A 19,178-nucleotide genomic window follows, 5' to 3' on the forward strand; every position below is an offset into this window, starting at 1 on the left:
ATGGCTAATATTGAGACACAACGTGCCTGCGATGTCAAGCGCTCGATCGAGGCCCGGGGTGTACGGGCAGGCGAGGAGAACCTGTGTCGACTTCGGTAGTCGGCGGAGACGCTGATGGCGCACAATCGGACGGCACCCGCGCCGTCTACGGAGCGTTCCAGATCCTCGACGCGATCGCCGCGGCCTCGGAGCCGCCCCGAATGACCGACATCGTTAACGCGGTCGAGCTCCCGAAGTCCAGCGTGTATCGCTTGTTGCGGGCGCTCGAAGCGACCAACGCGGTCCGCAGGGGTGAACGGGACAAGCGCTACCGGCTGGGTTCGAAGTTCGACGACTATGCGAAGGTTTCCCAGACGCCATTGCTGGTCAGTCGGTTCCACGACGTGGCTGCGCCGCTGCTTCGCCCCCTCGACGAGACGGTCCAGCTCGGTGTGCTCACGGGTGTCGACGTGACGTTCCTGGCGTGCATCGACTCGACCAAGCCCGTCCGTTTGGTCAGTTATCCAGGGCGGACGCTGCCGACCCACGCCAGTGCGACCGGTAAGGCCATTCTTGCCTTCGCCGGGGAGCAGGCACTGCACACCGTGCTGGACGGAGGGCTTCCAGCGCTGACCCCGCAAACGATAACGAGCCCTGAGGTACTGACGAACGAATTGGAGGACGTTCGCCGACTGGGATATGCCACCGAGTCGGAGGAGTCCGTGTCGAACTTGTCCTGCATCGCTGCGCCGGTGTGGGGCAGCGCCGGCGAGGTCGTGGCCGCCATCACCGTGTGCATCCCACGGGCAACGCTGCCCACGGAGCGCCTCCCGGAGATTCGGGATGCGCTTCTGGAAGCGGCGCAGCGCCTTTCAGGTCGGCGGGCGGCGGCGCCGCCGAGCTGACCCCGTATCTGGTTGATGTGGTTTTGGCGGTTCTGCTGAGCGCCAGGTCTCGGGGAGGTCGCCGACATGGTTGTGGGGTCGACCCGGATGCCACAGCTGACAGCGTCACGCCGCCGGGACCGGGTCCTGGTCGTCCCGTAGCTGCTCCGGGGTCATGTCGAACGCCTTCTGGATTCCCGCGTTGCGGGTTCCGAGGCCGTCGGTGGTCTTCTTGTCCCAGGGCGCCATGATCAAGCTCTTCGTTTCGTCGATCATGGATTTCGGTTCCAGATTCCGATATGTGTCGATTTCGCCCGCGGCCAGCGCGGTCAGGGTCGCGTAGACCGGCTCGGGATTGAACTGTGCGCGAGGGAACGCCAACTTGGAATAGTCGTACAACCGCTCGGCGGGGTCATCGACCCAGCTTTCCCAGGTCTGGAAGATGCGGTCGTTGAACCCGGTCAGGAACGGTCCTGGGTTCATGGTCGCGACCTCGACGCCGAACTCCTGCAGTTCGTCCTTCATGCTCTCCGCTATCGCCTCGACCGCGTGCTTGGACGCCGAGTAAAGGCCGGTGAACGGGTTGACGTTGAGGCCTTCACGCGAAGAGACCCACACGATGCGGCCGGCGCCGCGCTTGGCCATCTGCTTGGCGATGCCCTGGGTGAGCAGTAGTGGACCGGTCACATTGACCTCGAACTGATTGCGGATGTTGGCCGCCGGGATGTCGACGGTCGCCCCGCCCTCGCCGACTCCGGCGTTGTTCACGAGGATCTCGATACCCCAGCCGAGCGCCTTGCGCCGGTCTCCATCGTTGGTCACGTCCAGTTTCTCGACGTGAAGCGTCACACCCCGCTTGGCGGCTTGCCTCTTGAGACTTTGCACCTGTCCGTATATTTCAACGCCGGCCACCACGTCGAAGCCCTTCTCGGCCAGACGCATCGCCACCTCGTAGCCGAAACCGGTGCCCGCTCCGGTGATGAGCACTTTCTTGAGGGAGGCTGGGTTGGTCATGTCGTTGGTTTCCTGTCTGATCGGTGGAATTTCGGGGTGATCGGTCGGCCGTTCACGACGAGGCCGACTGCACGAAATAGGTTGGCGCGCCCGGTTTGAACACCACGTAGGCCCGTTTCCATGGCGCATCGTCGATCAACCGCCACCTGTGCCCGCTGCCGGTATCGTCGACGGCAAGCAGGACGTCGCCGGGGTGAACGGTGAACGACTCGCCGCCAACGGTCTCGAACTCCAGGACGCCGGACAACGTGATGACGTACTGAGGGATTGGATCGTTGTGCCAGTCGAAGGACGAATGCGGTTCAGTCTCTTTGAACTCGACGGATACTGCGTCCACCAACTTCCCAGCATCGATGCTTCCGCGCTCGACGTGGGAGTTGCCATCGGGACCCGTGTAGAGGCGATACGCGCGAATCATCGTTTCCTCCTTCGATGAGTGCTGACTCAATAGGGTTCTTCCGCCTGCTACCAATTCCTCGCGGCGTTTTCGCGGTCAGGCATTCGCGCCATCTCCGATCCAGACGGTCTTGGCGTTCATGAACTCCCGCATCCCGAGGTCGGAGAGCTCGCGGCCATACCCGCTCCGCTTCACCCCGCCGAAAGGGATCTCGGGGTAGCTGGTGGTGTTGCCGTTGATGAAGGCCATGCCCGACTGGACGTCCCGAATGAATGTGTCACGCTCTGCTTGGTCTTCACTCCACAGGCTCGACCCCAACCCGTATGGATGGGCATTGGCTAACGTCAGTCCGTCCTCCAGCGACGACACCGACCACACCTGGGCCACCGGACCGAACACTTCTTCGTGGTACATGTTCATCGCCGGTGTGATGTCCGCCAGCACCGTCGGAGGGTAGAACCATCCCGGGCCATCCGGCCGTTTCCCGCCCACGACTACTGTGGCGCCCTTGGCCACCGCGTCGGCGACGTAGGCATCGACATCGTCGCGACCCGATTCGGTTGCCAGCGGACCGATATCAGTGGCGGGGTCCATCGGGTCACCGACGACGAGAGCGCCCATCTTCGAGGCGAACAGCTCCAGGAACGCGTCGTAGATGTCGGCGTGGATGAAGAATCTTTTGCCATTGATGCAGGACTGCCCGTTGTTGAGGGTGCGCGCCTTTACCGCCACGTCGCTGGCACGTTCCAGGTTCGTTGAAGGCATGACGAAGAACGGGTCCGAACCGCCGAGTTCGAGGACCAACTTCTTGATCTCCTCACCGGCGATCGCCGCCACGGATCTACCCGCAGGCTCGCTACCCGTGAGCGTCGCAGCTTCAACACGGGGGTCACGTAGCACGTGCTCCACGGTTCCCGACGAGATGAGCAGGGTCTGGAATACGTCGTCGGGGAAGCCGGCGTCGCGGAAGAGCTGCTCCATGTAGAGCGCGGTCTGGGGCACGTTAGACGCGTGCTTGAGTAGACCGACGTTGCCGGCGGTCAGGGCAGGTGCCGCGAACCGCATCGCCTGCCACAACGGCACATTCCACGGCATCACCGCCAGCACCACGCCGACCGGCTGATAGCTCACATAGGTCTGCCGGGCATTGACGGGCCCTCCATCATGGGGCACCGCCCGTAAGAACCCCGGCCCCTGATCGGCGTAGAACCGCAGTCCTTGTACGCATTTGGCTACCTCTTCTTGCGCCGCTCGGTACGGCTTGCCCATCTCGGTGACGATCAGCGTGCTGATCTCGCCGGCATCCCGCTCCAGAATGTCCGCCGCCCGGCTAAGCCATGTGACCCGCTGCTCGATGGTCGTCAATCTGTACTTCCCGGCAGCGGCTGCCGCGCGAGCGAGTTTGTCCTCGAGCTCCTCGGGTGAGAGTTCGTCGAAGGTCTTGAGCACCTCACCGGTGACGGGACTGGTTGTCGCAATAGCCATGTGAATCAGGACTACTCGTCTTGTGGCGCCTCCGTGCGGTCGAATTGCTTTCGCGACAGAATCGGCTCGAAATGCGGCATCTAGCCGACATGGGCTGTGAGAAGCCTGTCGGCGTGAGTAACCAGAGCTGGAATGCGCTATTAAACAGTTCTTTTCGGCAGTCATCGGCACATGACGCCCCACTAGGCTCGCAGTTGGCGGACAAGCGCCGTCAGCAGCACCCACCCAAGGAGCGAATGTCAGATGAAGAACGTGGTCCGTTCTGGGGCGGCCGCGATGGCCACGCTCGCGGCCATCGCGTCCGGCGTGGTTCCCACGTCGCAGGCCTCACCGCCCGCGCAACCCACCATTGTGATGGTCCATGGCGCGTGGGCCGACACCTCCAGCTGGGATGGCGAGCTTGGTGCGCTGAAGGCCAAGGGTTACGTGGCGCGGGCGGTTGCCAATCCCCTCCGGAACCTGGCGAGCGACGCCCGCTCGGTCGCCTCATTTCTCGAGACGATCAACGGGCCTGTCGTCCTTGTCGGACACTCTTACGGCGGCGCGGTGATCAGCGAAGCGGCGGCGAGCAGCCCGAATGTGAAGGCGCTCGTCTTCGTCGACGCATACCTCCCGGAGGTCGGTGAATCAGTCAGCACCCTGAACGGCGACGGCTCGATCATCTACTCCCTCACGGAGCAGCAGCTTTTCGATACATTCCCTGACCCTGGCTCCCCCGACGGAGCCACCGACCTGTTGCTCAAGAAGGACGTCTTTCAGCAGCACTTCGCGAGCGACTTACCGGCTGAGCACAGTGCACGATTGTGGGCTAGTGAAAGGGTGACTTCGACCGCCGCGTTGAAAACCCCCAGCACTGCCACCGGATGGAAGACGGTGCCCTCTTGGGCCTTCATCAGCACCGGCGACCAGATCATCACCGGAGCCTCCAAACACTCGATGGCGCAGCGAGCAGGAGCCCTTATCACCACCTTTGAAGGCGGCTCACATTTGACGCTGATCAGCCACCCCGACGCGGTGGCGGCCGTCATCGACTCCGCGGCCACGGGTGTTGCCTGACCTATGCCTCCGCGAGCTCGCGGGAGATCATTTCATGGCATGTGCGCGTTGTTCTCCAGTGGAAAGACAATCCCATCAAGCCGACCTCTAGGAGCGCACATGTCAGAAACCAAGATCACCGCCATCTACGACAACCCTCTCGACCCTGCGGCATTCGAGTCAGCCTACATAACAGAACAATTGGAAGCCGCCCGCCGCATCCCAGGATATACCCGCTTCGAAACTTCCAAGGTCTGGCCGAAGGAGGACGGCAGCGCGACGCCTGCGTATCGCATGATCGATCTGTACTTCCCGGATTACGCCGCGGCCAGCGCTGCAGTGAAGACGCCGGAAGCGGGTGCTTTCTTCGAGGCGCTGGGACGGCTGTCCACCGGCGGTGTGCGCGTGTTGTTTTCGGAGGTCGAGGTCGCCACGGGCGAGTAGACGCGCCTGTCAGACAGTGTGGGCGGCGGCCTTCTTCTGCAGCACGTCGAGCGCCTGCAGGAGATAGGTGCGGAACACCGCGTGGTTCTCGCTCATCGGGAAGTGGCCGATGTCCTTCATCTCGATGAACTCACCACCCTTGATCTGCTTCGCGGTCCGTGCGCTGTCCTCAGGGGTGGTCAGGTAGTCGTAGTCCCCGGTGAGCATCACGACCGGGCACTGGTCACCGTCGATGTCGCCGAGGCGTTCGCGCAGATCGTGGTCGACGGAGTAGAAGTACAGGTCGCCCTTGAACGCCTCCGAGCCCTGGCTGTAGTAGAACCACGTCTTCCAACGGTCCGCCTCCGGAGACTGCGGGGCCATCAGATCCCACACGCCACTGGCGCACACCTGGGCGGCGTTGGCATGCGGATGTTGCCACCAGTCGAGGTAGAACCCGGGCGAGTAATCCGCACCTTCCACCGGGATGACGCCGGCGAAGCGGTCAGGGCGGCGCAAGGCCAATTGCAGGGCGATGTTGCCGCCGAAGGAGGAGCCCATGAAGATCGGGTTCTCCAGCTCGAGTGCGTCGACCAGTGCGACGATGAAGTTCGCATAGTGGTCGGCGGACAGCTGGTACTCCTCGGTCCACCACTTGGTGTTCTCGGGCGGATCGGACTTGCCGTGCCGGGGCAGGTCGTAGGCGATGACGCGATAATCGTTCGTGATGGCCTCGTCTTCGAGCAGGCCCCGCCATTGGTGATTGTGGCAGCCGGCGGTGTGCTGGCAGACCAGCGGTTGGCCCTGCCCATTTTCCAGATAAAAGACTTTGTACAACAGCCCATCGACATCGACGTCGACGTAATGCCCAGTGACGGGGGAGATCCTGCTCATGGGTGCTTCCTTCGAATTGAGGTGAACTGGTTGACAGGCAACGGTTTTATACTGGGACGCCGACGGCGCGGAGTAGTTCGAACTGTCGGGTGAAGCACCGCAGGTTCTGCATCAAAACGAGGATGTCGCCCTCGAGTTTCAGGTCGCGCTGAAAACTTGCAGACCAAATTCCGTGGTACATCGGCGCCGGCACCGGGACGCCGAAGTGTCGCCAGGTGTCCGCGCTGGCGCGCAACGCGAACTCATACGCCACGTCCAGTGGACCCGGGTCGATGGCGACGTGGACGACCTTGCCGCGGCTAACCTCGACGACGAATGTTCGTTCATCCATATCGAGCAGGTAGGAACAGGTGAAGTACTTCCCGTGCGCCTGGATTTCGGGGTCTTCATTGCTCGCGCGAGCGAACGCGTCGGCCCAGTCGGCGGCAGTCGTTGCCGATGTAGTAACAGTCATGACGGATCCTTTAGCGGGAGATCAACCGAGACAGGGCTTCTGCTCGTCGATGCGGGCGGGGCCAGGCCCGGGACGTGCCGTCCCAGCGAACCCTCGTGCATGACACCCATCACACGCGCGGCGGGCCTGGGCCGTCCAATACCTATCGGCAACCGATCGATAGTCAAGAACTAATGGTGGTCGTAGGCGTCCTCAACTACGGTTGACCTGTGCTTCCCTCGCTGGACCTGCGACTATTGGCGTACTTTGTCGCGGTCGCCGAGGAGCTGCACTTTGGTCACGCCGCTGCACGCCTGCACATTGCGCAGCCGTCGTTGAGCATCCAGATCCGCAAGCTCGAGCACTCCCTGAACACGCCCTTGTTCGTCCGGACGAGCCGTCACGTCGAGCTCACGCCGGCGGGTGAGCTGCTCCTGGACGGTAGCAAGCGGCTGCTCACCGAGGCTGAGCGGCTGGCTTGGCAAATACAGGACGCCGGCCGCAGCGCATCCGAGCGGCGGCTCGTGGTCGGCTTCCAGGCCAATGCCGCCGCCGAGCTAACCCCGAGAATCCTCAACGCCTTTCACGACCTGCACCCGCGTGTCGAGGTCGAGATGCGCTCGCACGACTTCAGCGATCCCTACGTCGGATTGGCGGACGGTTCGGTCGATATCGCGTTCCTCCGCCCGCCCGTGCTCGTGCAGGACTGGCTCGGGATCGCGACACTCTTCATTGAGCCGCGGGTCTTGGTGGTGTCGGCCACCTCACCGCTGGCCGGCCTCGACCAGATCAGTGTCGAGCAGGTCCTCGACCAGCCTTTCGTTGCCCGTAAGTCTCCCGATACGTGGCGCACGTTCTGGCTCGCCGCCGACCACCGTCAGGGGACCCCTGTTCAGCTTGGCGCCGAGGTGTCGACCGTCGACGAATGCTTCGAAGCGATCCTCGCTGACCGCGGCATGGCGTTCTCCCAGGCATCTACCCAGCGCTTTTATGATCGGCCGGGGCTGGCCTTCGTCCCAGTCACCGACATCCCGCCAACCATGCTGTCAGTCGCCTGGCGTACCGATGTGGACTCCCCCGTGGTCAAGGACTTCGTCGACACCGCGAAGGCGGTCGCCTCGCTGAGCTCCCTGCCTGACGCCTGGATTCCCAGTAGTTTCTCCAGAGAGCAACAGCAATCGCTCGTGAACCCTATTGACCGTCAGACGGTTTCGCACTTGCGTCACGTCCAGTGAGGTGTAGTCAATGGTGGCCTAACCCAGGGCCACCAGGTCGTCGACGGCGCGGGGGCTGAGCACCTCTTCGAGCACCATGGTCGCCGTGCCGACCACAGCCGAGTGCCCGCCGTGGGCGGCCGGCACGACCTCGAGCTCACGCGTGGACATCGCGGTTGCGTTGCGGTACAGCGTTTCTCGAAGCCCTGCGACGAACATCTCGTACGCCCCGGCGAGGTCGCCGGCGATGACAAGCACCTTCGGGTTGAGCAGGTTGACCGCCGCGGCGACGACTTCGCCGATGTGCCTGCCGCTGTCGCGGATCATGCGACGCGCCTCCGGGTCGCCGGCGTGTGCGAGTTCGACGACGTCGCGCATGTGCCGCACCGAGTAGCCGCGCTGTTGCAACGTGTGCACCACCGCCCACCCCGCCGCGATCGCCTCGAGGCAGCCGGTGTCACCGCACCGGCACGAAAGGCCCGCTGCCGCAGGGGTTTTATTATGCCCAAACTCGCCCGCCGCCTGGGACGCACCGCGCTGCAGCGCGCCACCCGCGATGATTCCGGCGCCCAGACCCGTCGACACCTTCAGGACCAGCAGGTCGTCGATGCGCTCGAGTTCGCCGCCACGCTCACCGAGGGCGATGGCGTTGGCGTCGTTGTCCAGCAGGACCGGGGCCTTGGGAAGTTCCTCGAAGTACGGACGCAGCCGAACGCCGTCCCAGCCGCGCAGGATCGGCGAGTCCCGGCTGCAGCCGCGTTCACGGTCGACGGGTCCGGGCAGGCTCACTCCGATGCCGTACACCGGCACGTCCGGCTGGCCGGCAAGGAGTACGTCGAGTCGCTTGACCACGTCGGGCAGCAGATCGTCGGGCCCGAGCGCGACCTCTTGGTCGATGTCCGCGGTGGCGACGATCTCACCGGCGAGGTTGCAGACCGCCATACGCGTGCGGCTGATCCCGATCGCGACGCACAGCACGATGCCCGCGTCGGCGTCGAAGCTCAGCGTGGTGGCGGGCCGTCCCCCGGTCGAGGGCGCACGCTCGGCCTCCTCGATGAGTCCGAGTTCCAGCAGCGCGGCCACGCGGGCCGTCACCGCCGTGCGCGACAGCGACGTCCGCGCCGCCAGTTCAGCGCGTGTGGTCACCCGCAGCTCGCGGATCAGGGCGAATACTTCGCCGACGCTCGTCACCCCTCGATTGAACCTCACCGACGTAAGCTGCGCCACTTTCGCTCGTTAAAAGCAAAAGTTGGTTTGATGGGAGGCATAAGTAGGTCTACCGTCGACACCATGACCCGAACTGTGTCGCGCGCCTCCGGACCCATGTCCGTCGTCGCGCCCGACCCGACCGTCCGGTGGCTCGCCGTGATGGCGCTCGCCCTCGGCGGATTCGGCATCGGCACCACCGAGTTCGTCGCGATGGGCCTCCTCCCCGACATCGCAGCCAGCTTGCGCATCACCGAACCGGTCGCCGGCCACGTCATCTCCGCGTACGCCCTGGGCGTCGTCATCGGAGCGCCCCTGATCGCGGCGCTCACGGCGCGCATGCCGCGCAAGACACTGTTGCTCGGGCTGATGGTCCTGTTCACCGTCGCGAACCTGGCCAGCATGTTCGCTCCGTCGTACGCCACGCTCGTGGCGGCGCGTTTCATCGCCGGCCTGCCGCACGGAGCGTTCTTCGGTATCGCCGCCCTGGTCGCCGCACACCTGATGGGTCCGCGCAACCGGGCCAAGGCCACCGCCTACGTGCTGAGCGGACTGACCGTGGCAACTGTGCTCGGCGTGCCGACGGCGTCGTGGCTCGGTCAGCACTTCGGCTGGCGTAGCGCCTTCGCGCTGGTCGTCGCCGTCGGCGCCATCACGCTGACGGCGATCTGGTTCTGGGTGCCCGACATGCGCGGCATGCACGCGACCAGTCCGCTCACCGAACTCGGCGCGCTGAAGCGAGTACAGGTCTGGCTCGCCCTGCTGGTCGGGATGGTCGGATTCGGCGGCATGTTCGCGGTGTACACGTATGTGTCGACCACGCTGACCGACGTCGCCGGGGTGTCACGAGGCTTCGTCCCCTTGGGCCTCATGGCATTCGGACTGGGCATGGTGGTCGGCAACCTGGTGGGCGGCCGGATGGCCGACGTCTCGGTGGTCCGCGGCCTCTACGCGTCGATGACGTCTCTGGGAATTGTGCTGGCGCTGTTCGTCTTCGCCGCCCACAACCCGTGGACAGCCATGCTCGGCCTGTTCTTCATCGGCGCGACGGGCTCGTCGATCGGACCTGCCCTGCAGATCCGGTTGATGGACGTCGCGCATGACGCACAGACCCTCGCAGCGGCGCTCAACCACTCAGCACTCAACATCGCCAACGCCGCAGGGGCGTGGATCGGCGGCATGGTGATCGCCGCCGGCCTCGGCTACACCGCTCCTGCCGCCGCGGGCGCGGCGCTGACCGTCGCAGGCCTGATCGTGCTGACCGTGTCGGTGCTTCTTGAGCGCTGGACCGGCCGCGCGGGCGTGCCCGCGTCGGCCCACTGAGGCGGCCCAGCACAAGCCGCGCGCTGCGCAACGGAACGTTCGATCGCTTGGACTCCTACTCGTCAGGCGCTCGATGTCTCCATGCCGATCCTTCGTTGAACTGATCTGTGACCGGCACGGACTCAAAGCCGACGCCGAAATCTACAAGCTGTGCTGTCCCGTCGACGGCGGCTCCACGGTCTGACGGGGGGTCATCATGCCGACCGGCCTGCTCGGTCACCTCGACGACATGAAGGCGCTGACGTGACAAGGGAATGCGGCGCGACCGCCGACCCGGCACACTCATGCGACGGACCCACCTCGAAATGGCAAAGGAGACAGCCGGATGCCTGATGACACCACCTCACTGCCCGCCGACGATCCAGCACGTGAACTGCTCATCGTGGATGCCGAGCATCCTGCCGGCGGTTGGCTCGCGTTGGCCGGCGACACCTACAGCATGCTGATCACCGGAGCGCAGACCGCCGGACGGTACTGCCTGATCGACATGCGCATACCCGACGGAGGCGGCCCGCCGCCGCATCGTCACGATTTCGAGGAGATGTTCACGATTCTCGAGGGTTCCGTCGAATTCACCTTCCGCGGCCAGACACACATCGCGCGTGCGGGTTCCACGGTCAACATCCCCGCCAACGCACCGCACAACTTCCGCAACACCTCCGGCGCGCCGGCCCGGATGCTGTGCATGTGTACCCCCGCAGGACAGGACGAGTTCTTCGCGCAGGTCGGCGATCCGGTCGACGGCCCCACCGCCGCACCGCCGCAGCTGTCCCCGCAAGAACAGCAGCAGCGGCGAGAGGCCGCGGCCCGCTTGGCTCCCCAGTACCGCACCGAGATGCTCGCTTAGCCCTACTCCGTCGCCTGGTTCGGTTCTTCCGTGTTCTCCACCGGTGCGTGCTCGACGACCTCGTGGGTGCCGGGCTGCCCGTCGTAGCGGCGCATGTAGTCGTCGATCTGGGCGACGATCTCCGGGCCGGGGATGCCCCAGCCGTCCTGATAGCCGTACACGTCTTGGAGCGGTCGGTGTCCGCGGTCGCCGTCGAGGATCTCCACGTGGTTCGGACCCAGCATCGCCGGGTGCCGCACGCCGGCGGCCTCCGAGACCTTCAGCAGGTCACGCCGCAGGGTCAGCACATAGTTGGCCAACCGGTGGGACTTCTGCTCGGGATCCAGCCCGCGCGCCAGCCACGGGTTCTGCGTGGCCACGCCGGTGGGGCAACGGTCGGTGTGGCACTTCTGCGCCTGGATGCAGCCGATCGCCAACATCGGCTCCCGCGCGACGTTGAGCAGGTCGACGCCCAGCGCGAAGGCCACGATCGCGTTGGCGGGCAGCCCGAGCTTGCCCGACCCGATCCACGTGACACGTTCGCACAGACCCCGCTGCGCGAACAATCCGTACACCAGCGCAAAACCTGCCCGGAACGGGAACGACACGTGGTCGGCGAACACCAGCGGCGCCGCACCCGTGCCGCCTTCCCCACCGTCGATCGTGATGAAGTCCACGCCGCGCTGCCCGTCTTCCATCCGGGCCGCCAGCGTCTCCCAGAACCCCATGTCCCCGACCGCCGACTTGATGCCGACGGGCAGGCCCGTGGCATCCGCGATCCGCTCCACCACGTCGAGCATCTCGTCGACGTTGCGGAACGCGGTGTGCCGGGACGGGCTCGCGACGTCCTTGCCCTGTTCGACTCCCCGGATGCGGGCGATCTCCGCGTTCACCTTGGCACCCGGAAGGTGGCCGCCCAGACCGGGTTTCGCGCCCTGGCTGAGCTTGATCTCGATGGCGCGCACGGGTGCGGAGCCCACGACATCGACCAGCCGGTCGAGATCGAACCTGCCCTGCTCGTCCCTGCAGCCGAAATAGCCGGTGCCGATCTGGAACACCAGATCGCCGCCCTGACGGTGATGATCGGAGAGCCCGCCCTCGCCGGTGTTGTGCCAGAAGCCACCGATCTTGGCGCCCTTGTTGATCGCCTCGATGGCCTGCGGGCTCAGCGAGCCGAACGACATCGCCGACACGTTGACCACCGAGGCCGGACGGAACGCATGGCGGCGTCCGCGGGGTCCCCCGAGCACCTTGGCGCCCGGAACCTCGATGTCGTGTAGGTGGATCGGCGAGGCCGGCACGACGTCGGAGAACGTCGCCTGTTTGATGATCGGGTAGGTGGCATTCTCCGTGTCGTTGTCCGTGCCGAACGCGAAGTAGTTGTTCTCCTTCTTCGCCGACGTGTACACCCAGCGCCGCTGGTCGCGGCTGAACGGCCGCTCGGCGTCGTTGCTGGTGATGATGTACTGGCGCAGCTCCGGACCGATCGACTCCAGTAGGTACCGCATCCGTGCGACGACCGGGAAGTTGTGGCGCAGGGCGTGCTCTTTTTGAAGCAGGTCCTGGACCGCGATGCCGGCGACTGCGGCGGCGGGGGCCAGTGCGGCAAGCATCCGCTTCTTCATATGGCTCACACTGCCACAATCAGCGCGCCGGAACCCCCGATCGCCGCAACCGCGCACGCGCTGTCAGACCCGGCGTACCAAAGCCTTTCAGGTCCGGGACGGACTTCCCGGCAGACGCGTCAACCTGGGACGCAGACGTTCCGGAGAAATGCCTGCCGACGCCTCCAGGTCGTCGATCAGCGCGGCGGCCCAGCCGGTGAGGCCGACCGCGTCGACCGCGTACGGAGCCGGCGCTTCGACCTCTGCCAGGCGACCCGTGCCGCGTCTGAGCAGAGCAGACGCCCCGGCGGCGTTGCCGCGCTGGATATGTGTGATGCCGACGGCCAGCTGAGCCAGCCCCTGCCACAACGGCCGCTCCTCCACGGGGCGGCTCTTCCACGCCGCCTCGAGCACCTCATGAGCGTTGAACGCCAGGCCCCTGTTCAGGAGGTCCTGGGCGTAGGCGAGGGAATCGGACGGCGGCAACTCCAGATCGTCCGGAATTCGCGGGACGCCGTCGCTGCCCGACGGAAGGGGCCGGCCCAGCGGGTCGCGCGGACGCGTGTTGCGGGGCCTGCCGGACTCATCGCGGGAGCGTTCGGCCATCCCCCCATGATGCCGGGGGCCGGTCCGCGTCAGCTACGTAGGCTTCGGTGCATGTCATCACGCATGTCTGCTACGGCACGAGTCGCTGCAGTCGGTCCGGCGGCCAGCCCGGAAGCCGCAGCCACGTGAGCACCCAACCTCCGCTGCTGTTCGCGCTCGATCTGATCGGGACCTTCGTCTTCGGGTTGAACGGCGCACTGACCGCCCTGCGGGTGACCCACCTCGACGTGGTCGGGGTGGTCACGCTCGGGATGATGACGGCGTTGGGCGGCGGGGTGATCCGTGATGTGCTGATCGGCGCGGTGCCGCCCGCGACGTTCCTGTACTGGCCCTATTTCACGCTCGCCGTGGGAGGCGCGTTGATCGCGTTCGTCCTCAACCGTTGGCTGGACCGGGTGGGGATGTCGATCACCGCGCTCGACGCGGTCGGGTTGAGTGTGTTCGCGGTGATCGGCGCGAGCAAGGCGGTGGAGTTCGGTCTCGGGGCCGGCCCGGCCATGCTGCTCGGCGTGATCACCGCAGTCGGTGGCGGCACCATTCGCGACGCACTGGTCGGGCAGGTGCCGACCGTGTTGCGCAGTGAGCTCTACGCGATTCCTGCTCTGGTGGCCGCGGCGATCACCGTGGCGGCCATCGGTCTGGACGTGTACGGGCTGGCAGCGGCGCTCGGGGCTGTCGCGGTGTGCTTCGCGATCCGGATGCTCGGGGTCCGCTACAACCTCAATGCTCCTCGGCCGCCGGGCTTTTCGGAGACGTCGTAGTTTTCGGAGACGTCGTAGTTTTCAGTGAGGTCGTAGTCGGAGGAACTTCCTCGACGATTGCCGACGCCGATTCCTCGATGATGGCGCGCATCCCCCGTTCGGCTTGTTCGTGCTCGCCCATCCTGATCGCGCGCGCCACCTCATCGTGCAGAGCGATCGCCGTGATGTTGGGTTTCTCCGGCATCATGCCGTGATGGGTGCGTCCGGTGAGCACTTCGGCCACCACGCCGTTGAGCGCCCGGAACATCTCGTTGCCGCTCGCTTCGAGCAGTGTTTGGTGAAACAGTCTGTCCGCCAGGAGATATGCGTCGAGATCTCCGCTTCGCCCGTGGACCATCATGTCGGACACCGCGGCTGCCATGACTCGGCACTGATGCGGACTCGCCCGCCGCGCCGCCAGCGCGGCCGCCGCGGGCTCGAACCCCACGCGCAGCTCCGACAGCGAGACCAGCTGGGCTTTGCGGTCCCCCACCTCCAACCGCCACCGGATCACCACGGGATCGAAGACGTTCCAGCTCTCGGCGGGTTGGATGGTGATCCCGACCCGGCGCCGGGAGGCGACCATGCCCATCGATTCCAGGACCCGCACCGCTTCCCGGGCGACACTGCGGGACACGCCGTGCTCCGCGCTCACCGCATCCAGGGTGAGAATCCGGCCTGACTGGTACTTCCCCGACACGATGCCCGTCCCCAATGCAGTCACCAGACTGCTGTGGAGAGCGCCAGCATTGGGCCGTTCGGACACCGATTGATGATGACAGATGCCCATCTTTGGGTGAAAGAGCTACCGAAACTCAGATTGGTCTTGTAATCGTATGATGATTGAGGCAATCTGTGTGACGACACACACACGATAGGCAGAGAGCATGGCAGCACCCATCGTCGTCATGGGAGTTTCGGGGTCCGGGAAATCCACCGTCGGGGCCGCACTGGCCCAGCGCCTGCGGGTCCCCTTCGCCGATGCTGATGACTTCCACCCCCCGGCGAACATCGAGAAGATGTCGGCCGGCCATGCGCTGAACGACGGCGACCGCTTCCCCTGGCTGGAATCGATCGGACAGTGGCTGGCACTGCACGGCGACGGCGGGGTGATGAGCTGCTCCGCCCTCAAACGCGCATACCGGGACCAGCTGCGGCGACATTGCCGGGATATCGAGTTCCTCCACCTCGAGGGCTCGATCGAGACGATCGGCAGGCGGCAGGCCAGCAGGCCGGGCCACTTCATGCCCGCCACGCTCCTCGAATCCCAGTTCAAGACGCTGGAACCGCTCGAACCCGATGAGCGTGGTGTCGTCATCGACGTCGACCAGTCCATCGACGCCATCGTCGAAAACTACGTCAGCACACAAGATTCCCACGTACACGAGGAGGACCGGTGATTCGAGGCACGGAGTTCACTGCGAGGAGGGGGCGTCGTGGAGGCGATTGATCCGGCATACGGGACCGGCACCCTGCTGCTGATCGCCGCAGGGGCGGTGGCGCTGCTGCTGTTCCTGATCATCAAGGTGAAACTGCACGCCTTCATCGCGCTCGTGCTGGTCAGTCTGCTGACGGCACTGGCCGCCGGGATACCGGTGGCCGACGTTCCCAGCGCGCTGTCCTTCGGCTTCTCCAACACGCTCGGCTCGGTGGCCCTGCTCGTCGGATTCGGCGTCATGATCGGCCGTCTCCTGGAGATCACCGGTGGCGCACAGGTTCTCGCCGACACGCTGATCAACCGGTTCGGCGAGAAGCGGGCACCCTTCGCGCTCGGCGTAGCAGCGTTGCTGTTCGGTTTCCCGATCTTCTTCGACGCCGGGCTCGTCGTGTTCCTGCCCATCATCATGACGGTGGCACGCCGCTTCGGCGGATCGATTCTGTTGTACGCCTTCCCGGCCGCCGGGGCCTTCGCCGCCATGCACGCCCTGGTTCCGCCGCATCCCGGTCCGGTGGCGGCCGCCGAACTGCTCGGCGCCAACATCGGCCTGACGTTGATCGTCGGCGTACCGGTCGCCGTCGCGTCCTGGTACGTCGGTGCATTCCTGGTGTCCCAGTTCATGGGTCGGCGCTTGCATGTCGACATTCCGACGTCACTGTTCGGTGAGATCAACGGCGGCCGCGAGATCGGCGACAACCGCCAAGCCGACACCGACGGCACGCCGGCGACGGGCACCACAGGAACGGTCACCAGGACCGCTCCGTCCTTCGCGACCGTGCTCGGGGTGCTGCTGCTGCCGCTCGTGTTGATCTCGTTCAACACCGTGCTCAGCACGCTGATGACCGCCGGCGTGATCGAAGAAGGTGCGACCTGGGCGGAGTACCTGAAGCTGCTCGGCACCACCTCGATCGCCCTGCTGATCACGGTTGTGGTCGCGATCCTGGTCCTCGGCGTGCGGAACCGGCCGATGGCCGATGTGAGCGACATCCTCGACAACGCGCTCGGCCCGATCTGCGCGATCATCCTGATCACCGGTGCGGGCGGCATGTTCGGCGGCGTGCTGCGGCTGAGCGGGATCGGCGACGCGCTGAGCGGCTCGCTGTCCAATCTCGGCATCTCCCTGATCCTGCAGGCCTTCGTCATCTCCACACTGCTTCGGGTGGCACAGGGTTCGGCCACCGTCGCGTTGACCACGACCGCCGGTCTACTGAGCGCGTCGGTCGCCGCCGCTGACCTGAGCAACCTGCAACAGACCGCATTGGTGATGGCGATCGCGGCCGGCGCCACCGTGCTCTCCCACGTCAACGACTCCGGGTTCTGGCTGGTCAGCCGGTTCTTCGGGATGGACGTCAAGACCACCCTCAAGACGTGGACGGTCCTGGAGACGACGCTCGGGCTCAGCGCCTTCGTGCTCAGCCTCGGATTGTGGGCCATCGCCTGACGGCACTCCGTCGCGGATCGACGCGGGCCTGCCCGCGTCGATCCCGGCCGGGGCCGCGGCAACGAATTTTGACCACACCGCCGAATTGCCCGCCGCGTCACGCTGCTCACGCCAGTCACTTTGTTAACATCGCGCCGTGCAGGTATCCCGGCGTGACGCACTGCGCTATGCCGCCGCCGTATCGGCACTGGCCGGGCTCGGCGCGGCAGCAACGGGCAGGCAGGCACCTACGGCAGCGGCCGCCGCTCCGACACTGATCGACTTCGCCATGCGCCAGATCCCGGCGCAGGACATCCGGGCCGCCGGCCACGCCGGGGTGATCAACTACGTGTCGACCTCGCGGCCTGGCTCGAACTTCGGCGCCAAACCGATCACGCTGCCCTATGCGAGGTCGCTGACCGCGGCCGGTTTGGTGATCGTCAGCAACTACCAGTACGGCAAGCCTGGCGGAACGGCACCGTCGGACTTCACCCGCGGGTACGCAGGCGGCGTCGCCGACGCCCGCACCGGCTGGGCGTTGCACTCCGCCGCTGGTGGCGGCCAGAGTGCACCGATCTTTTTCAGCGTCGACGATGACATCGACCGCCAGACCTGGAACGACCTCGCACTCCCGTGGTTCCGCGGCATCAACTCGGTCATCGGCGTGCAGCGCACCGGGATCTACGCGGGCATCAGACCGTGCCAGTGGGCTGCGGCCGACGGTGTCATCGGAAAGTCACGCACGCCCGGCCGTGTCTGGGCCTGGCAGACCCGCTCCTGGTCCAACGGCCAGATCTACCCCGGCGCCGTGCTGTACCAGCGCATCATCGACACCGCCTCGAATCCGGGACCGATCGTCGGCGGCATCCGCGTCGACGTCAACGACGTGCTGGCGCAGGATTGCGGCCAGTGGAACTTCCACCCCTGACGTCCGCTCACGCGTGGTTCGGTGCCACCGGGTCCACCCTGTCGTCGTCCTCTGATGACGGATCCACCGAGTCCAGCTCCGCCCGTTCACGTTCGATCCGGGTGGCCGTCGGCACCGCGATCCACAACGCCAGCAGCATCGCCGTGACACCAGCGACGATCTTGCCGATCATCAACGGTGCGATCAGGTTCGGCTGGAAGTTGGCCGTGAAGGCCAGGTGGTCACCGATCAGTGCGCTACAGGTGGTGCCGAAAGCGACCACCAACACCTTGTCCTTGGCCGGCATGTGCTTGATGAGGTGGAACGCGGCCAGCATGTTGGTCGTCGCGGCGAGCAGGCCCGCGGTGCCCTCGGTGCTGATGCCCGCGCGGGTGCCCACGGCGGTCAGCGGCTTGTCGAGGTAGGTCCGGATCGCGTACACCAGCGGGAACGCTCCGGCCAGGACGATCGCGATGTTGCCCGCCACTTCCAGGGACCGCATCTGATCGTCGGCGTCAGCGATGATCGGGTCGAGTCCCCAGGCGCCCATCCGTGCGCTGAAGAAGCCCGTCACGTGCTCGACGATGGACAATGCCAGCACCACCAGAATGGCCGCGTTGAGTCCCTTGCCGAACCAGATGAAGCCGGTGATCATGGCGCGGGTCGCAAAGTACAGGCCAGCGGCGATCGCGATGGTGACAAGGAAAACCGGGAGCAGGTTGATCAGGACGTCGCCGAAACCGAAGCCGTCGAGGGTGGCGGTCGACGGGCCATCGGTGACCGCCGAGTCACGCACCGTGGAATCGGTCAGGATCAGGATTCCCATCGTGACCACGACGCCGAGCGGCACGGTGAGAATCCCACTCATGATGCCCAGGGCGAAATACTTGTGGTCACGCACATCCAGGATCGCCAGCCCGACCGGAATGATGAACGAGATGGTGGCGCCGAGCAGGAATCCGTTGACGGAGGCGGTCATCCATGCACCGGTCGAGTCGGCGGTGACTTCGGCCAGCTGGTAGGCACCCATATCGCTGGCGATCAGCGTGGTGGCCGCCATGGCCGCATCCGCACCGAACGGTTCGTAGACTTTGCCCAGGACGTGTTCGACGAACCAGGACAGATACGGCAGGGCCGCCATGATGCCGGCGATGGGCACGAAGAGCGGCCCGAGGGCGTAGATGCCCTCCTTGAACTCATGACCGATCCCGCGGTCGCCGCGGAACGCCAACGAGAAGGCGCCGATCAGGACGAACGCCATCATCAGATAGATGACGATGTTTCCCAGCAAGGCCATGGTGGAGTTTCCCTTCGATCATGCATGCAGCGCCGCGGGACCGCGCGCCGTCA

At 65.5% G+C, this 19,178-nt stretch carries 20 protein-coding genes; 10 read left to right on the forward strand and 10 right to left on the reverse strand.

Annotated elements, in window-relative coordinates:
* Positions 1 to 83: 83 nt before the first annotated feature.
* Positions 84 to 884: an IclR family transcriptional regulator gene (locus C6A87_RS28495; protein ID WP_311115297.1), complete on the forward strand. Its 801-nt coding sequence runs from the start codon at positions 84 to 86 to the stop codon at positions 882 to 884.
* Positions 885 to 989: 105 nt separating this feature from the next.
* Here C6A87_RS28495 and C6A87_RS28500 read toward each other — a convergent pair whose 3' ends face one another.
* The 3 genes from C6A87_RS28500 to C6A87_RS28510 all read right to left on the reverse strand — a co-directional run bounded on the left by C6A87_RS28500 (position 990) and on the right by C6A87_RS28510 (position 3,759).
* Positions 990 to 1,805 (reverse strand): SDR family oxidoreductase, encoded by an 816-nt coding sequence (locus C6A87_RS28500; protein ID WP_396836951.1) that lies wholly within the window; start codon positions 1,803 to 1,805, stop codon positions 990 to 992.
* Between the two features lie 124 nt (positions 1,806 to 1,929).
* Entirely contained in the window at positions 1,930 to 2,295 is a 366-nt protein-coding gene (locus C6A87_RS28505) for a cupin domain-containing protein (RefSeq protein WP_311115299.1), read from the reverse strand.
* A 75-nt stretch (positions 2,296 to 2,370) separates the two neighbouring features.
* A complete protein-coding gene (locus C6A87_RS28510; RefSeq protein WP_311115300.1) occupies positions 2,371 to 3,759 on the reverse strand; it encodes an NADP-dependent succinic semialdehyde dehydrogenase in 1,389 nt (462 codons plus the stop codon).
* A gap of 243 nt (positions 3,760 to 4,002) precedes the next feature.
* On the opposite strand from C6A87_RS28510, the gene C6A87_RS28515 reads away from it, so the two are divergent.
* On the forward strand, positions 4,003 to 4,815 hold the full coding sequence (locus C6A87_RS28515) for an alpha/beta hydrolase (RefSeq protein WP_311115301.1): 813 nt from the start codon (positions 4,003 to 4,005) through the stop codon (positions 4,813 to 4,815).
* Positions 4,816 to 4,914: 99 nt separating this feature from the next.
* Positions 4,915 to 5,238, forward strand: a complete 324-nt coding sequence (locus C6A87_RS28520; RefSeq protein WP_311115302.1) for an EthD family reductase — start codon at positions 4,915 to 4,917, stop codon at positions 5,236 to 5,238.
* A gap of 9 nt (positions 5,239 to 5,247) precedes the next feature.
* Here the strand turns inward: C6A87_RS28520 and C6A87_RS28525 are convergent, their stop codons facing one another.
* The gene (locus C6A87_RS28525; protein WP_311115303.1) at positions 5,248 to 6,111 is read right to left on the reverse strand and encodes an alpha/beta hydrolase; all 864 of its coding nucleotides are present in this window, start codon (positions 6,109 to 6,111) and stop codon (positions 5,248 to 5,250) included.
* A 46-nt stretch (positions 6,112 to 6,157) separates the two neighbouring features.
* Positions 6,158 to 6,565 (reverse strand): hypothetical protein, encoded by a 408-nt coding sequence (locus C6A87_RS28530; protein ID WP_311115304.1) that lies wholly within the window; start codon positions 6,563 to 6,565, stop codon positions 6,158 to 6,160.
* 209 nt (positions 6,566 to 6,774) lie between these two features.
* Here C6A87_RS28530 and C6A87_RS28535 point away from each other — a divergent pair, with 209 nt between their 5' ends.
* A complete protein-coding gene (locus C6A87_RS28535) occupies positions 6,775 to 7,779 on the forward strand; it encodes a LysR family transcriptional regulator (RefSeq protein ID WP_311115305.1) in 1,005 nt (334 codons plus the stop codon).
* Between the two features lie 18 nt (positions 7,780 to 7,797).
* Here the strand turns inward: C6A87_RS28535 and C6A87_RS28540 are convergent, their stop codons facing one another.
* On the reverse strand, positions 7,798 to 8,949 hold the full coding sequence (locus tag C6A87_RS28540; RefSeq protein ID WP_311115306.1) for an ROK family transcriptional regulator: 1,152 nt from the start codon (positions 8,947 to 8,949) through the stop codon (positions 7,798 to 7,800).
* Positions 8,950 to 9,048: 99 nt separating this feature from the next.
* Between C6A87_RS28540 and C6A87_RS28545 the strand changes: the two genes are divergently transcribed.
* Positions 9,049 to 10,287, forward strand: coding sequence for an MFS transporter (locus tag C6A87_RS28545; RefSeq protein WP_311115307.1), 1,239 nt, complete (start codon positions 9,049 to 9,051; stop codon positions 10,285 to 10,287).
* A 325-nt stretch (positions 10,288 to 10,612) separates the two neighbouring features.
* Positions 10,613 to 11,134 (forward strand): cupin domain-containing protein, encoded by a 522-nt coding sequence (locus C6A87_RS28550; protein WP_311115308.1) that lies wholly within the window; start codon positions 10,613 to 10,615, stop codon positions 11,132 to 11,134.
* A 2-nt stretch (positions 11,135 to 11,136) separates the two neighbouring features.
* On the opposite strand, the gene C6A87_RS28555 is transcribed toward C6A87_RS28550, so the two are convergent.
* Both C6A87_RS28555 and C6A87_RS28560 read right to left on the reverse strand, forming a co-directional pair.
* On the reverse strand, positions 11,137 to 12,738 hold the full coding sequence (locus tag C6A87_RS28555; protein ID WP_311118120.1) for an FMN-binding glutamate synthase family protein: 1,602 nt from the start codon (positions 12,736 to 12,738) through the stop codon (positions 11,137 to 11,139).
* 87 nt (positions 12,739 to 12,825) lie between these two features.
* Positions 12,826 to 13,323, reverse strand: a complete 498-nt coding sequence (locus C6A87_RS28560) for a DUF309 domain-containing protein (RefSeq protein WP_311115309.1) — start codon at positions 13,321 to 13,323, stop codon at positions 12,826 to 12,828.
* Positions 13,324 to 13,448: 125 nt separating this feature from the next.
* On the opposite strand from C6A87_RS28560, the gene C6A87_RS28565 reads away from it, so the two are divergent.
* A complete protein-coding gene (locus C6A87_RS28565) occupies positions 13,449 to 14,084 on the forward strand; it encodes a trimeric intracellular cation channel family protein (protein WP_311115310.1) in 636 nt (211 codons plus the stop codon).
* Here the strand turns inward: C6A87_RS28565 and C6A87_RS28570 are convergent.
* Positions 14,044 to 14,829, reverse strand: a complete 786-nt coding sequence (locus C6A87_RS28570) for an FCD domain-containing protein (protein ID WP_311115311.1) — start codon at positions 14,827 to 14,829, stop codon at positions 14,044 to 14,046. The genes C6A87_RS28565 and C6A87_RS28570 overlap by 41 nt on opposite strands.
* Before the next feature lie 121 nt (positions 14,830 to 14,950).
* Here C6A87_RS28570 and C6A87_RS28575 point away from each other — a divergent pair, with 121 nt between their 5' ends.
* The 3 genes from C6A87_RS28575 (at position 14,951) to C6A87_RS28585 (ending at position 17,849) form a co-directional block, all read left to right on the forward strand.
* Positions 14,951 to 15,463 (forward strand): gluconokinase, encoded by a 513-nt coding sequence (locus C6A87_RS28575; protein ID WP_311115312.1) that lies wholly within the window; start codon positions 14,951 to 14,953, stop codon positions 15,461 to 15,463.
* A 36-nt stretch (positions 15,464 to 15,499) separates the two neighbouring features.
* Positions 15,500 to 16,942: a GntP family permease gene (locus C6A87_RS28580; protein ID WP_311115313.1), complete on the forward strand. Its 1,443-nt coding sequence runs from the start codon at positions 15,500 to 15,502 to the stop codon at positions 16,940 to 16,942.
* Positions 16,943 to 17,078: 136 nt separating this feature from the next.
* Positions 17,079 to 17,849 (forward strand): DUF1906 domain-containing protein, encoded by a 771-nt coding sequence (locus C6A87_RS28585; RefSeq protein ID WP_040541772.1) that lies wholly within the window; start codon positions 17,079 to 17,081, stop codon positions 17,847 to 17,849.
* A 7-nt stretch (positions 17,850 to 17,856) separates the two neighbouring features.
* Here C6A87_RS28585 and C6A87_RS28590 read toward each other — a convergent pair whose 3' ends face one another.
* Complete coding sequence (locus tag C6A87_RS28590) at positions 17,857 to 19,125, reverse strand: ethanolamine utilization protein EutH (protein WP_003931582.1); 1,269 nt, start codon at positions 19,123 to 19,125, stop codon at positions 17,857 to 17,859.
* Between the last annotated feature and the right edge of the window lie 53 nt (positions 19,126 to 19,178).

This window comes from Mycobacterium sp. ITM-2016-00317 (assembly GCF_002968295.1).
Classification (GTDB): Bacteria; Actinomycetota; Actinomycetes; order Mycobacteriales; family Mycobacteriaceae; genus Mycobacterium.